This is a genomic window from Aeromonas sp. 75A (genome assembly GCF_051919425.1).
In the GTDB taxonomy this organism is placed as follows: domain Bacteria; phylum Pseudomonadota; class Gammaproteobacteria; order Enterobacterales; family Aeromonadaceae; genus Aeromonas; species Aeromonas veronii.
Genome location: NZ_JBQBES010000002.1, coordinates 1,075,221 through 1,088,272, shown reverse-complemented (window position 1 = coordinate 1,088,272; position 13,052 = coordinate 1,075,221). Strand labels below are relative to the sequence as shown.

At 58.2% G+C, this 13,052-nt stretch carries 12 protein-coding genes; 7 read left to right on the top strand and 5 right to left on the bottom strand.

The genetic code is table 11. From position 1 onward, the window contains the following. Positions 1 to 17: 17 nt before the first annotated feature. The 4 genes from ACTG2T_RS04850 to ACTG2T_RS04835 all read left to right on the top strand — a co-directional run bounded on the left by ACTG2T_RS04850 (position 18) and on the right by ACTG2T_RS04835 (position 5,387). The gene (locus ACTG2T_RS04850; RefSeq protein ID WP_100654430.1) at positions 18 to 1,742 is read left to right on the top strand and encodes a dipeptide ABC transporter ATP-binding protein; all 1,725 of its coding nucleotides are present in this window, start codon (positions 18 to 20) and stop codon (positions 1,740 to 1,742) included. A gap of 70 nt (positions 1,743 to 1,812) precedes the next feature. After that, positions 1,813 to 3,369, top strand: coding sequence for an ABC transporter substrate-binding protein (locus ACTG2T_RS04845; RefSeq protein WP_021230378.1), 1,557 nt, complete (start codon positions 1,813 to 1,815; stop codon positions 3,367 to 3,369). Between the two features lie 99 nt (positions 3,370 to 3,468). Next, positions 3,469 to 4,443 carry an ABC transporter permease gene (locus ACTG2T_RS04840; RefSeq protein WP_113739053.1) on the top strand — a complete coding sequence of 325 codons (975 nt, stop codon included), beginning with the start codon at positions 3,469 to 3,471 and terminating at the stop codon, positions 4,441 to 4,443. Between the two features lie 2 nt (positions 4,444 to 4,445). Then, entirely contained in the window at positions 4,446 to 5,387 is a 942-nt protein-coding gene (locus ACTG2T_RS04835; RefSeq protein ID WP_040068611.1) for an ABC transporter permease, read from the top strand. Positions 5,388 to 5,513: 126 nt separating this feature from the next. Here the strand turns inward: ACTG2T_RS04835 and ACTG2T_RS04830 are convergent, their stop codons facing one another. After that, complete coding sequence (locus ACTG2T_RS04830) at positions 5,514 to 5,729, bottom strand: SlyX family protein (RefSeq protein ID WP_005335285.1); 216 nt, start codon at positions 5,727 to 5,729, stop codon at positions 5,514 to 5,516. 14 nt (positions 5,730 to 5,743) lie between these two features. Continuing rightward, positions 5,744 to 6,712: a hypothetical protein gene (locus ACTG2T_RS04825; RefSeq protein WP_330123996.1), complete on the bottom strand. Its 969-nt coding sequence runs from the start codon at positions 6,710 to 6,712 to the stop codon at positions 5,744 to 5,746. A gap of 118 nt (positions 6,713 to 6,830) precedes the next feature. Here ACTG2T_RS04825 and fkpA point away from each other — a divergent pair, with 118 nt between their 5' ends. Both fkpA and ACTG2T_RS04815 read left to right on the top strand, forming a co-directional pair. Next, positions 6,831 to 7,634: an FKBP-type peptidyl-prolyl cis-trans isomerase gene (fkpA, locus tag ACTG2T_RS04820; RefSeq protein WP_005335283.1), complete on the top strand. Its 804-nt coding sequence runs from the start codon at positions 6,831 to 6,833 to the stop codon at positions 7,632 to 7,634. A gap of 151 nt (positions 7,635 to 7,785) precedes the next feature. After that, positions 7,786 to 9,192 (top strand): sigma-54-dependent transcriptional regulator, encoded by a 1,407-nt coding sequence (locus ACTG2T_RS04815; protein ID WP_100654426.1) that lies wholly within the window; start codon positions 7,786 to 7,788, stop codon positions 9,190 to 9,192. Positions 9,193 to 9,246: 54 nt separating this feature from the next. On the opposite strand, the gene ACTG2T_RS04810 is transcribed toward ACTG2T_RS04815, so the two are convergent. The 3 genes from ACTG2T_RS04810 to ACTG2T_RS04800 all read right to left on the bottom strand — a co-directional run bounded on the left by ACTG2T_RS04810 (position 9,247) and on the right by ACTG2T_RS04800 (position 11,054). Continuing rightward, positions 9,247 to 10,116: a hypothetical protein gene (locus tag ACTG2T_RS04810; RefSeq protein WP_330123997.1), complete on the bottom strand. Its 870-nt coding sequence runs from the start codon at positions 10,114 to 10,116 to the stop codon at positions 9,247 to 9,249. Between the two features lie 113 nt (positions 10,117 to 10,229). Beyond that, a complete protein-coding gene (locus ACTG2T_RS04805; RefSeq protein ID WP_019446897.1) occupies positions 10,230 to 10,565 on the bottom strand; it encodes a hypothetical protein in 336 nt (111 codons plus the stop codon). Between the two features lie 144 nt (positions 10,566 to 10,709). After that, on the bottom strand, positions 10,710 to 11,054 hold the full coding sequence (locus tag ACTG2T_RS04800) for a DUF2956 domain-containing protein (RefSeq protein WP_100654424.1): 345 nt from the start codon (positions 11,052 to 11,054) through the stop codon (positions 10,710 to 10,712). Positions 11,055 to 11,322: 268 nt separating this feature from the next. Between ACTG2T_RS04800 and ushA the strand changes: the two genes are divergently transcribed. Continuing rightward, entirely contained in the window at positions 11,323 to 13,047 is a 1,725-nt protein-coding gene (gene ushA / locus ACTG2T_RS04795; RefSeq protein WP_330123998.1) for a bifunctional UDP-sugar hydrolase/5'-nucleotidase UshA, read from the top strand. The last annotated feature ends 5 nt before the right edge of the window (positions 13,048 to 13,052 follow it).

The following is a 13,052-nucleotide window of genomic DNA, read 5'->3' as shown; positions in this document are numbered from 1 at the left end:
CCCCCGCAGAGGTAAACATGTCCTTGCTCGAAGTAAAGAACTTGCGGATCGAGTACCCCTCCCGCTACGGGGTGCTGGCCGCGGTGAAGGATCTCTCTTTCTCTATCGAAAAGGGTGAGATTGTCGGAGTGGTCGGTGAATCCGGCGCCGGCAAGTCCACCATCGGCAACGCCGTTATCGATCTCCTGAGCCCGCCGGGTCGCATCGCCCGTGGCGATATCTATCTCAATGGCGAACTCATCTCCGGCAAGAGCCAGAATGAGATGCGGGCCATCCGTGGCTCCCGTATCGGGTTCATCTTCCAGGACCCCATGACCTCCCTCAACCCGCTGTTCACCGTTGAGCATCAGCTGGTGGAGACCATTCTGGCCAATACCGACCTCTCTCGCGAAGCCGCTTTTGCCAAGGCATTGGAGCTGATGGGGGCGGTGGGTATTCCACAGCCGGAGCTGCGCATCAAGCAGTATCCGCACCAGTTCTCCGGTGGCATGCGTCAGCGGGTGGTTATCGCCATCGCGCTCTCCTGCGATCCGGAGCTGATCATCGCCGATGAGCCTACCACTGCGTTGGATGTCTCCATCCAGGATCAGATCCTCCAGCTTATCCGCGCCCTCTGCAAAGAGCGTCAGGTGGGCTGCATGCTGGTGACCCACGACATGGGCGTGGTCTCCAACGTTACCGACAAGGTGGCGGTGATGTATCGCGGCGATCTGGTGGAGTTCGGCCTTACCGAACAGGTGCTGGGCAGCCCCAATCACCCCTATACCCGCAGCCTCATCTCGGCGGTCCCCCGTTCCGACGTGAAGCTGGTGCGTTTCCCGCTGGTCTCCTATATCGAGGATGCCAGTGCGCCGGATACCAATATCGACCTCAAGACCCACTGGCTCGGCCAGAGTCAGGACGAGCGTGCCTATGAAGGGGCGCTGCTGCGGGTGGAGAACGTCGATCTGAAGTTCGTCACCAAGGACTCCATCTTCCCGAGCCGCCGCCAGTATGTTCGCGCCTGCAATAACATCAGCTTCGAGATCTTCGAAGGGGAGACCTTCGGTCTGGTGGGGGAGTCCGGCTCCGGCAAATCGACCATTGCCCGCGCCATCACCGGTCTCTATCCGCCTGATACCGGCAAGATTTTCTTCGAGGGGATCGATCTGACCGCTCTCAAGAGCGAGCGCGAGCGTCGCCCGCTGCGTCGCCAGATGCAGATGGTGTTTCAGAACCCCTATTCGTCGATGAACCCGCGGATGAAGGTGCGCGACATCATTGCCGAGCCGATCCGCTTCCATCAGCTGGCGAGCAGCGAGAGCCAGATCGAGGGGATTGTCGGCGATCTGCTGGATCACGTGGGTCTTGGCCGTGGTGCTGGCCTCAAGTATCCCCACGAGTTCTCCGGCGGTCAGCGCCAGCGAATCTCCATTGCCCGCGCATTGGCCACTCGCCCGCGCTTCCTTATCTGTGACGAGCCGACCTCGGCGCTGGATGTGTCGGTGCAGGCCCAGATCCTCAACCTGCTCAAGGATCTGCAGCAGGAGCTCAAGCTCACCATGCTGTTTATCAGCCACGATCTGCCAGTGATCCGCCAGATGTGCGACCGCATCGGGGTGATGCAGCATGGTCATCTGGTGGAAGTGGCCGAGACCGAGAAACTTTTTACCAATGCCGAGCATGAGTACAGCCGCAAGCTGATCTCCCTCATGCCGGAGTTCAAGGGAATGTCCCGCGAGGGGCTGGAAATCGCAAGCTAGGAGAGCGCCGGTGCGCCGGTCTGCTTGTCAAAAAAAGTGTCATAAGAAAGCCAAAAGCATGGAGAACAAGATGAAGAAAGGATTGTCCAAGATTGCCCTGGCGCTGTTTGCCGCCGGTTTCGCCTTCAGTGTCTCAGCCGCTGATATCAAGGTGGGTGTCGCCTCTGACGCCACTTCGCTGGATCCGCAGGAGCAGCTCTCCGGTCAGACCCTGGAGATGTCGCACCTGGTATTCGATCCCCTGATGCGTTACACCCAGGACTTGCAGTTCGAGCCCCGTCTGGCCGAGAAGTTCGAGCGTGTCGATGACAAGACCGTCCGCTTCCATCTGCGCAAAGGGGTCAAGTTCCACTCCGGTAACGACTTCACCGCAGACGACGTGGTGTGGACCGTCAACCGCCTGAAATCCTCCGTCGACTTCAAGGCGATCTTCGATCCCATCAGCGAAGTGAAGAAGGTCGATGACTACACCGTGGATCTCGTCACCGCCAAGCCGTTCCCGCTGGTGCTGCAGACCGTCACCTACATCTTCCCGATGGACTCCAAGTTCTACACCGGCAAGACCGAAGCGGGCAAAGACAAGGCCGAGATCGTCAAAAACGGCGACTCCTATGCCTCTACCCACGTCTCCGGTACTGGCCCGTTCACCGTCAAGTTCCGCGAGCAGGGTGTGAAGCTGGATTATGCCCGCAACGCCAACTACTGGGACAAAGCCTCCAAGGGTAACGTCGAGAACCTGACCGTGGTGCCGATCAAGGAAGATGCGACCCGTGTTGCAGCCCTGCTGGGTGGCGACGTGGACATGATCTATCCGGTTGCGCCGAACGATCTGGAGCGCGTGAAGAATGGCAAGGATTCCCAGCTGGTCACCCTGTCCGGTACCCGCGCCATCATCATCGAGCTGAACCAGAACACCAACCCGGCGCTGAAAGACAAGCGTGTACGTCAGGCGATCAACTACGCCATCAACCAGGTGGGCATTGTCGAGAAGATCAACAAGGGCTTCGGTACCCCTGCTGGCCAGCTGAGCCCGAAAGGCTATGCCGGTCACAACGAGGCGCTGGTGCCCCAGTATGATCTGGCCAAGGCCAAGGAGCTGATGAAAGAGGCCGGTTACGAGAAAGGCTTCAAGATGACCTTCATCTCCCCGGCTGCCCGCTACGTCAACGACGTCAAGATTGCCCAGGCTGTCTCCGCCATGCTGGCCAAGATCAACATCAAGGTGGATCTGAAGACCATGCCGGTGGCCCAGTACTGGCCTGAGTTTGACAAGTGCGCCGCAGACATGCAGCTGATTGGCTGGCACTCCGACACTGAAGATACCGCGAACTTCTTCGAGTTCCTGACCTTCACCAAGGATGCCAAGACCGGTATGGGTCAGTACAACTGCGCCGGTTACGCCAACGCCGAAGCTGACAAGCTGGTGATGGATGCCAACGCCGAGACCGATCCGGCCAAGCGTGCAGAGATGCTGAAGAAGGTCGAAGCCATGCTGATCGAAGATGCTGCCTACGTGCCGTTGCACTGGGAAGATCTGGCCTATGGCGCCAAGAAGAACGTCGACATCAAGCCAGTGGTCAACGTGATGAACTTCCCTTACCTGGGTGACCTGGTGGTCAGCAAGTAAGAGAACGTCGCAAGGAAGGACGGGGCGGGGTGGTCAGCTGGCCACTCCGCCCACTAACAGAAGCCTGTGCCACGACACAGGCCACGTAGAAGGACAAGCATGTTTACATTCCTGCTGAAACGGTTCTATCAGGCCGTGATAGTGATGTTCGTCATCAGCCTGGTCGCCTTCTCCATCCAGGACAACCTGGGTGACCCGTTGCGTGAGCTGGTGGGACAATCCGTCTCCGAAGCCCAGCGTCACGAGTTGCGCGAGAAGATGGGCCTTAACGATCCCTTCCTCATCAAATACAGCCGCTTTCTGAAAAATGCGGTGCATGGGGATTTGGGCACCTCCTATTTCTTCAAGCGACCCGCTCTCGAGGTGATCCTCGACAAGCTGGTGGCTACCCTTGAGCTGGTGTTTGCTGCCGCGCTCATCATCGTGGTGGTTTCCATTCCACTCGGTGTCTATTCGGCGATCCGCCCGCGCAGCATTCCCACCAAGATCATCATGGCGGGGAGCAGTATCGGCATCTCGATCCCGGTATTTTTGACCGCCATCATGCTGATGTACCTCTTCTCCATCCAGCTGGGCTGGCTGCCTGCCTATGGCCGCGGCGAGACCCATAACCTGCTGGGCTGGGAGTCGGGCTTCTTTACCTGGGATGGCATCCTGCACCTGATCCTGCCCGCGGTGTCCCTCTCTTCCATCATGCTGCCGCTGTTTATCCGGCTGGTGCGCTCCGAGATGCTGGAGCAGCTCTCCTCCGAGTACGTCAAATTCGCCCGCGCCAAAGGGCTGGATAACAACAAGGTCTACTATCAGCACGCTCTGAAGAACACCATGCTGCCGGTTATTACCGTCGGCGGGGTGCAGATCGGCACCATGGTGGCCTACACCATTCTGACCGAGAGTGTGTTCCAGTGGCCGGGTACCGGCTTCCTGTTCCTCGAGGCGATCCACCGGGTCGATACGCCCCTCATCACCGCCTACGTCATCTTCGTGGGACTGATCTTCGTGGTGACCAATACCCTGGTCGACCTGCTCTACGGGTTGATTAACCCGACCGTTAACCTGACTGCCAAGGGGTAAGCATGAGTAACGCTGTAACTGCAAGCCCAAGCCGTTGGGCACGATTCAAGAACTCTGACATCGTCTACTACTTCCTGCGGGACAAGGTAGCCATGTTCAGCTTTGCGGTGTTTGTGGTGTTCGTGCTGGCGGCGCTGCTGGCGCCCTGGCTCGCCCCGCACAACGTCTATGACCAGACCAGTTTTGATCTGATGGATGCCGAGTTGCCCCCCTCTTGGCTCGAAGGCGGCGAGGAGCGCTTCTGGCTTGGTACCGATAACCAGGGGCGGGATATCTGGAGCACCATTCTCTATGGCGCCCGTATCTCTCTCACCATCGGCCTGTTTGCGGTGGCGCTGCAGCTGGTGCTGGGTATCGTCATCGGTCTGATTGCCGGTTACTTCGGTGGCCGCATCGACAACCTACTGATGCGCTTTGCCGACGTGCAGTTGTCGTTCTCCACCATGATGGTGGCGATCATCATCTCCGCTATCTTTCAGGCAACATTTGGCTCCGAGTTTTACTCGAAGTTTGCCATCATGATGCTGGTGGTGATCATCGGTATCGCCGAGTGGCCGCAGTACGCCCGTACTGTGCGCGCCTCTGTGCTGGCGGAGAAGAAGAAGGAGTATGTGGAAGCGGCCAAGGTGATGGGGTTCCGCGCCCCGCGCATCATGTTCCGTCACATTCTGCCCAACTGCCTGTCGCCCATTCTGGTGATCTCCACCGTGCAGGTGGCCAACGCCATCATGAGCGAAGCGGCGCTCTCCTTCCTCGGTCTGGGGATGCCGGTTGATCAGCCCTCGCTCGGTTCGCTTATCAGCGTCGGCTTCAACTACATCTTCTCCGGCTCCTGGTGGATCACCGCCTTCCCGGGCATCTGTCTGGTGGTGCTGGTGCTGGTCATCAACCTGCTGGGTGACTGGCTGCGGGATGTGTTTAACCCCAAGATCTACAAAGGTTAACGCGGGCTGATTCTGAGGCGCCGAGTCGCAGCTATCAGGTCATTTGGATAAAAAAATCCGAAACCGGTTTAGCCGGTTTCGGATTTTTATTGGTCTTGAGCAGACAGCTTGTTGATTCCACACCCATCAATAGTGCGGCGGCGGGGTCTCTTCGGCCATGCTGGCAATCTGGCTGGGTTGTACGCTTTGCAGTTTGTCGATCAGCAGCTGGATCTGGTATTTGAGCCGATCGAGTTCACGGCCCTGGGTGGTTACCTCGTCGTTGAGCTGCTCTATGGTGTACTCCGCATAGGCGAGACGGGTTTCCAGGGTTTCGATGCGATCGTTAAGTTGCTGACTCATGGGCCTTCGGGTCCTTACTTGATTGTCCAGATTTCGGCCAGACCACTAGAGCTGGCACTGACAAGGTGGCTATTGTCGCGCAAAGCGACGCCGTAGACCACTGCGCTGGGCGGTTTCACCTTGGGTTGCGGCGAGACGCGCCAGCTCTGCAGCAGGGCACCATCGCTCACTTGCCACAGGGAGAGCTGACGGGAAGGGGCGCCGGTGATGAGCCACTTGCCATCGTTGGCAAAGCGGGCGCTGGTGTAGACCTCGAAGCGGTGATCATATTGCAGCTGACTCACCTCCTTGCCGGTTTTCAGATCCCAGATGCTGGCCCGGCTGCTGTCGGCGGTGAAGGCGTAGCGGCCGCTCGGCTCCAGCCTGGCCATGATCACTCGGCCACCATGGTTGAAGCGCCAAATTACCTGCCCGCTGCGGGTATCCCACAGATAGGCGCTATAGTCGTTGCCGCCGGTCAGGGCATAGCGACCGTTGGCGGAGAGATCCACCGTATTGACCTGCTCGGTGTGCCCCAGAAACTGCAGGCGACGACCGCTTCGGGTATCGAGCCACTCGGCCTTGCCATCTTCCCGCCCGATCAGCACATAACGACCGTCGGCAGAGAGCGCGATGTCCCTCAGCCTGGATTCAGGAAGTGAGTAGTAGCCTTGTGATTGCCCGTCGCTCAGCCGCCAGGTTGCAAAGGTATCGTGGGTGGCGGTGACGGCATGGCTGTTGCCTTCGGAAAAGCGGGTAATGAATACCAGATCTTCCGCAGAGTCGGATTGCTTCCAGCGCCAGCGTTGACGGTTCTGTTCCAGATCCCAGACGATGATGCCCTGGCTGATGCTGGAGACGATGGCCTGCTTGCCATCACTGGAGAGATCTGCGGTCAGCAGACCCGTGCTGGCGAGGGTCATTTGCTGGTTGGGTTGGGAGCTCTGCTCGCAACCGGTGAGCATTAAACAGAGGCTCACCAGATAAATGGCACTTTTTATCATTTTTGCGGTCTCACGCTTTTGTTACCTGCGATCACGGCGTTAGTATAAGGCGCTTATCACGATAAACCTCTCATTTCACGATGGAACCGAGAGCGGTATTTGGAGTTTGGAGAAACTGATGAACAAATTTCTGAAGGTGTCCCTGTTGGCGGCGGCCGTTGCCGTCGGTCTGACTGCTTGCCAAAAAGACGAGAAGCCTGCTGCGGCCAATACCGCCGAAGTGAAGGCAGAAGCCAGCAAGCCGGCAGAGGCGACCAAGGCCGAAGCCAAGAGCTTTGAAGAGCAATCTGGCTACGCAATTGGCCTCTCCATGGGTCGTTACATCGCCAATACCCTGGAGCGTCAGCAGGAACTGGGCATCAAACTGGACAACGCCGTGATCCTGAAAGGGGTGACTGACGGTCTGGGCAAAGAAGCCAAGATGACTGATGAAGAGATCCAGAAGGTACTGCAGGATTACGACGCCAAGATCAACGAGCTGACCAAGGCCAAGGCCGAGAAAGACGCCGTTGAGAATCTGAAGAAGGGCGAAGAGTTCCTGGCTGCCAACGCCAAGAAAGAGGGTGTGAAGAGCACTGAATCCGGCCTGCAGTACGTGGTCGAGAAGATGGGCACTGGCGCCAAGCCGAAATCTACCGACATCGTCAAGGTTCACTACACCGGTACCCTGACCGACGGCACCAAGTTCGACAGCTCCGTCGATCGCGGCGAGCCGGCTACCTTCCCGCTCAATCAGGTTATCCCGGGTTGGACTGAAGGTGTTCAGCTGATGCCGGTTGGTTCCAAGTTCAAGTTCTTCCTGCCGTCCAAGCTGGCCTATGGCGAGCACGGTGCAGGCTCCATCCCGGCGAACGCCGTGCTGGTGTTTGACGTTGAGCTGCTGGCTATCGAGAAGCCGACTGCAGACGACGCCAAGAAGTAATCCCTTCTTGTAGTTAAAAACGGCTCCTTAAGGAGCCGTTTTTACTTGTGTATTCCCTGCAATCGCGGGATAACAGAGCTGTCTTGGCGTTGGGTTTGCGCGCGAAAATAAGGCAAAATAGATCGCAGAATCAAATACAAGGATGAGTCCAGTGGCTGAAAATAAATCGCGTGTCCTGCTGGTGGAAGATACCCGTAGTCTGGCGGTGGTCTATGAACAGTACCTGCGCCAGGAGGGGTATGAGGTGGTGCTGGCCGATTGTGGTCAGCAGGCGTTGGCGCAGTTGCTGGCAAGTCCTCCCCCCGTGGTGCTGCTGGATCTGGAGCTGCCGGATATGTCCGGTATGGATATTCTGCAGATGATCACCGAACAGCAGTTGCCTTGCTCTGTGGTGGTGATCACCGCCCACGGCTCGGTAGATGTGGCGGTGGAGGCGATGCGCCTCGGTGCCTTCGATTTTCTGACCAAGCCGTTTGACAGCAAGCGGCTCTGCGCCACCGTTCGCAATGCCTTGAAACACCAGCAGTTGAGCTCGCTGGTTGCCCACTATCGGGAGAACTTCGAGCGCAGCTCCTTCTTCGGTTTTATCGGTGCCTCCATGTCGATGCAGGCGGTTTATCGCATCATCGAGAGCGCTGCGCCCAGCAAGGCGACCGTCTTTATCACTGGCGAGAGCGGCACCGGCAAAGAGGTGTGTGCCGAGGCGATTCACCAGTGCAGTCCCCGTAGCGAGCAGCCCTTTATTGCCCTCAACTGCGCCGCCATTCCCCATGATTTGATGGAGAGCGAGATCTTCGGTCATGTGAAGGGCTCTTTTACCGGCGCCCAGGGGGATCGCAAGGGGGCGGCCAGTCTGGCCGATGGCGGTACCCTGTTTCTCGACGAGATCTGCGAGATGGATCTCGACCTGCAGAGCAAGCTGCTGCGCTTTATCCAGACCGGCACAGTGCAGCGGGTCGGTAGCGGCAAGCTCGAGACGGTGGATGTGCGCTTTATCTGCGCCACCAACAGGGATCCGCTGGTAGAGGTAAAAGCGGGCCGTTTTCGCGAGGATCTCTACTATCGGCTCCACGTCATTCCCCTCACCCTGCCGCCGCTGCGGGAGCGGGGCGAGGATATACTGCTGCTGGCGCGCACCCTGCTGCAGAGCTACGCCAAGGAGGAGAACAAACGCTTCAAGGATTTTGACGTTGAGGCGGCGCGAGTGCTGCTCGACTACCCCTGGCCCGGCAACGTACGCGAGCTGCAAAACGTGGTGCGCAATATCGTGGTGCTCAATGACAAGGAGCTGGTGAGCCCGGATATTCTGCCGCCACCGCTCAATGGGGTGCGCCCCCAGCTGCCGACTGCGATTGCGGCAGCGGTGGCATCGGCTCCGGCCGCCACTGGCGTGGCCAACGGGCCGATTCGTCCGCTCTGGCTGGTGGAGAAAGAGGTGATCGAACAGGCGATCGCCAGCTGTGACGGCAATATTCCCAAGGCGGCGGCCCTGCTCGAGATCAGCCCCTCCACCATTTACCGTAAAAAGCAGGGGTGGGAGGAGTCCAATCGGGCCTGAACCATCTTGTCAGCAGAAAGGGCGGCTAGCGTGCCGCCCTTGCTATTTTGGGGATCAGAGTTTGGCTAGGCGCTTGAGGCGGGCCAGTCGCTCTCCCTCGTTGGCGCTGAACCAGCGGTCCTGTGACAGCAGAAACCAGGCGCGGGAAAAGTATTCCGCGGCCAGCGGATCGTCCAGCACCAAGGCATTCTCCCCCAGCTCCTCGAACAGATAACCATCCTCAGGTTCGCCTGCCTCGGCCATATCAACCTTGAGTTGGTGCAGCTCTGCCAGTGCCTGCTGGTGCTGACCCTGGGCCCGGGTCAGGCGAGCCAGACTCCAGCGAGCGATAAACGCCTTGGCCGGCTGGTTATGTTGCAGATGCCAGGCCAGACACTTCTGTTGCTGGATTTTCGCCTCATCAAAGCGGCCCAGTTCGAACAGGGTCCAGCCCTGATTGTTGTAAAGGGGGGCCAGCCAGCCACGCACCTTCTCGTCACTGCTGCGTTCCGCCAGCTCCATCGCCAGTTGATGCCAGCGGCTCTGCTCTTCCAGTGGTGCGGCGATGGCGATCATGTGAGCGGCGTCGATGGCGAGATAGGTTTCCTTCTCCTTGAGCCCCCATTGCCAGGCTTGTTCAAACAGCGGTTTGGCACTGGCTTTGTCGCCCGCCGAGTTAAAGGTGCGGCCTCGCTCCAGCAAGGTCCGGATCCGGGCTCTGGGGGTTGTATCTGTGAGGCGAGGATCTATCTCGTCGAGCAGCTGATGGGCTTCGGCAAACTGGCGCTGCAGTGAATGGGTGCGGGCAATTTGGGTCAGCAACTCCAGTTCGAGTTGCAGGTCGGCGGCGGCGCGCGCTTCGGGAAGAAGGGTGTGAAAACGAAGGGCACTGGCGGCGGGATCCTGATAATCCCACAGCGCCATGAAATCGGGCGGATTGTCCATTTGGCCTCCTTGCTGGTTATCCTGTCACCAAGATGCCTGCAGGCCATTGTTTGTACAAGGGGCGCCCGTCACAGAGCGCCCCTTGAGTCATGTTAACGGCTGTGGCCAGTTGCTCAGTAGACCATAGCCAGGCTCATCAGCATCAGACCGAGGGCGGCAAAGGCCCCCTCTTTGATGGCGAGCCGTGGTACCAGCGCCTTGGGCAGGGCCGGAAACAGGCTCAGGGCAAAGCCAAGGCCCGGCATCAACCAGTGGAATGCCGGATCGCGCAGGGCGGGATCGGCGGCACTGTTGATGATGATCAGCAAAATAAACAGGGTGAAGGCCGGCAGGATAAACCAGCGTACCCCACCGGCGGCGACCGCCCGCAGCGGCGAAATGCGATAGAGCAGCATGGTCACAAGGAACAGAACAAAAGGGGCCAGCAGATAGAGCGGAGCGGGGTTCATAACATCTTTCCTGAAAACTGATCGTCAAAAAACCGGTTATCCGGTGCAAGAGGCGCGGGATTTAACCACTCTTCGCAGGTAATCACCAGCAGCCCGGGCCCGGGCTGTGAAGAGGATCCCGGATAAAGGTTTGCTAGCGCACTCTTAGTGCAACCAGAACCAGGCTGCCGCAAATCCCAGCCAGCTCAGCACCAGCAAGATCCAGGGCAGGGGATGCTGATGGCTTACTTCAACCAGCTCCAGCTGATCGTCTGGCTCTTCGGTTTGGGGCGCGCCCTGTGGCTGCCTGGCTTTGGCCTGCAATTTTTTCTGGCGGCTCGCTTCACGGGCCCGCGCCTTCATCTGTTTCTTGTATTCGTCGATGCCTTTCTGGATCCCTTGCGCGATAAGCTGGGTCTGTTCCTTGCTCTGCCCCGGCTTCTGGTTGGCACGGGCAATTTTCATCGCCTCCTGCTGAGTCTCGGGGGAAATCTTGTCGTACTTGGCCATCAAATCATCTCCTCGGGCATGGCTGGCTGGGGAGTATGCCATAAAGGCGCGTCCGGGTGGCGCCTCCTTGGTGCGGGAGGGGAGCAAGTGAGTGACTGCTCAACAAAAAAACTGATAAATCAGCAGGAAGCTGGATGTTGGGCCGAAGATCACATTTAGCAGAATTTGTGAGTCATCGATGAAAAACGGTCATCTGTTGTTTGTTATATTGGCGCCCGACCCGCTGGACAGGGTTGATAAATAACAAAACAATCAAGGTGATATGGAAATGAATAATAACTTTATCAAAGGCGGCGTGGCACTGGCCGTGCTTGCTGCACTGACTGGCTGTAATACCTCGACCAATGACACCGTTGCACCCTGCACCGAAAATGTCTGCAAACTGACTATCCTGCACACCAACGATACCCACGGCCGTTTCTGGCACAACGCTGAAAATGAGTATGGTATGGCTGCCCAGAAGACTCTGGTCGAACAGCTGCGTGCGGATGCCAAGGCTGCTGGCAGTGACGTACTGGTTCTCTCCGGTGGTGATGTGAATACCGGCGTGCCGGAGTCCGATCTGCAGGATGCCGAGCCTGACTTCATGGCGATGAACAACATTCGCTACGATGCCATGGCGGTGGGCAACCATGAATTCGACAACCCCCTCAACGTACTGGAGAGGCAGCGCAAGTGGGCCCAGTTCCCCATGCTCTCGGCCAACATCTACGACAAGGCCAGTGGCAAACACTACTTTGACCCCTACAAGGTGTTCAAGTTGGAGAGCGGTCTCAAGGTTGCCGTACTGGGCCTGACCACCGAGGATACCGCCCAGCTGGTTGATCCCAACAACGTGCAGACCCTGGAGTTCCGCGATCCGACCAGCGAGGCGGCCAAACTGGGCCAGCAGATCCGCAGTAACAAGGAGGCCAATCTGGTCTTCGCCATCACTCACATGGGCCATTACGAGAATGGTCAGCACGGCAGCAATGCGCCGGGCGATGTAGAGATGGCTCGTGCACTGCCGGCAGGGACTCTGGATGCCATCATTGGTGGCCACTCCCAGAATCCGGTCTGTATGGAACCGGGTACCACCAACAAGTACGCCAATTTCAAACCGGGTGATAACTGCCAGCCGGATCAGCAAAACGGCACCTGGATCATGCAGGCTCACGAGTGGGGCAAGTATGTGGGCCGTGCCCAGTTTGAGTACCAGAATGGCAAATTGACCCTGACCAGCTATGACCTGATCCCGGTCAACCTGATCAAGCGCAACGCCAAGGGCGAGGCGATCGATGCCAACGGCGCCGTAACCAAGGATCCGGCCAAGATGCAGTTCGTACAGGACGAGATCACCAAGGATCCCGAGCTGTATAACACCCTGCTGGGTTATCAGGAGAAAGGTCAGCAAGAGCTGAATGTCGTCATTGGCTCGGCAGATGGCTTGCTGGTTGGTGATCGCAACTCGGTTCGCAACAAGCAGACCAACCTGGGTCGCCTCATCACCACGGCGACCAGCAGCAAGCTGGGTGTCGACTTTGGTATCGTCAACTCTGGCGGCGTCCGTGACAGCATCCCGGCCGGTGATATCACCTACCGCAGCGTGTTGCTGGTGCACCCGTTTGGCAACACGGTCAACAAGGCTGTCATGAAGGGAAGCGATCTGGCGACCTATCTGGGCCAAGTGGCAAGCAAGACCCGCAATACCGGTGGTTATGCCCAGTTTGGCGGTATCAACATGGCGGTGGATTGCCAGGCCAAGAGCGTCAATATCACCAGTATCGGTGGCAAGGCGTTTGATCCGGCAGCAACTTACAGCTTCGCGATCCCGAGCTTCAGCGCCTCCGGTGGTGATGGCTATCCGAAGATCGATACCATCAATGCCGGTTTGGTCGATGCTGCCGTGCTGAAGGAGTACATCGAGATCAAGAAGACCATCAACGTGGCTGATTATCAGCCAGGCAATGAGGTGAGCTACCTGAACTCAGCCTCTACCGAAGGGTGTAACTAAGCGCT

Bases quoted from the DNA above. Each gene is read 5' to 3' on its own strand.
- ACTG2T_RS04850 (WP_100654430.1), top strand. From the start codon at position 18: ATGTCCTTGCTCGAAGTAAAGAACTTGCGGATCGAGTACCCCTCCCGC.
- ACTG2T_RS04845 (WP_021230378.1), top strand. From the start codon at position 1,813: ATGAAGAAAGGATTGTCCAAGATTGCCCTGGCGCTGTTTGCCGCCGGT.
- ACTG2T_RS04840 (WP_113739053.1), top strand. From the start codon at position 3,469: ATGTTTACATTCCTGCTGAAACGGTTCTATCAGGCCGTGATAGTGATG.
- ACTG2T_RS04835 (WP_040068611.1), top strand. From the start codon at position 4,446: ATGAGTAACGCTGTAACTGCAAGCCCAAGCCGTTGGGCACGATTCAAG.
- ACTG2T_RS04830 (WP_005335285.1), bottom strand. From the start codon at position 5,729: ATGAGTCAGCAACTTAACGATCGCATCGAAACCCTGGAAACCCGTCTC.
- ACTG2T_RS04825 (WP_330123996.1), bottom strand. From the start codon at position 6,712: ATGATAAAAAGTGCCATTTATCTGGTGAGCCTCTGTTTAATGCTCACC.
- fkpA (WP_005335283.1), top strand. From the start codon at position 6,831: ATGAACAAATTTCTGAAGGTGTCCCTGTTGGCGGCGGCCGTTGCCGTC.
- ACTG2T_RS04810 (WP_330123997.1), bottom strand. From the start codon at position 10,116: ATGGACAATCCGCCCGATTTCATGGCGCTGTGGGATTATCAGGATCCC.
- ACTG2T_RS04805 (WP_019446897.1), bottom strand. From the start codon at position 10,565: ATGAACCCCGCTCCGCTCTATCTGCTGGCCCCTTTTGTTCTGTTCCTT.
- ACTG2T_RS04800 (WP_100654424.1), bottom strand. From the start codon at position 11,054: ATGGCCAAGTACGACAAGATTTCCCCCGAGACTCAGCAGGAGGCGATG.
- ushA (WP_330123998.1), top strand. From the start codon at position 11,323: ATGAATAATAACTTTATCAAAGGCGGCGTGGCACTGGCCGTGCTTGCT.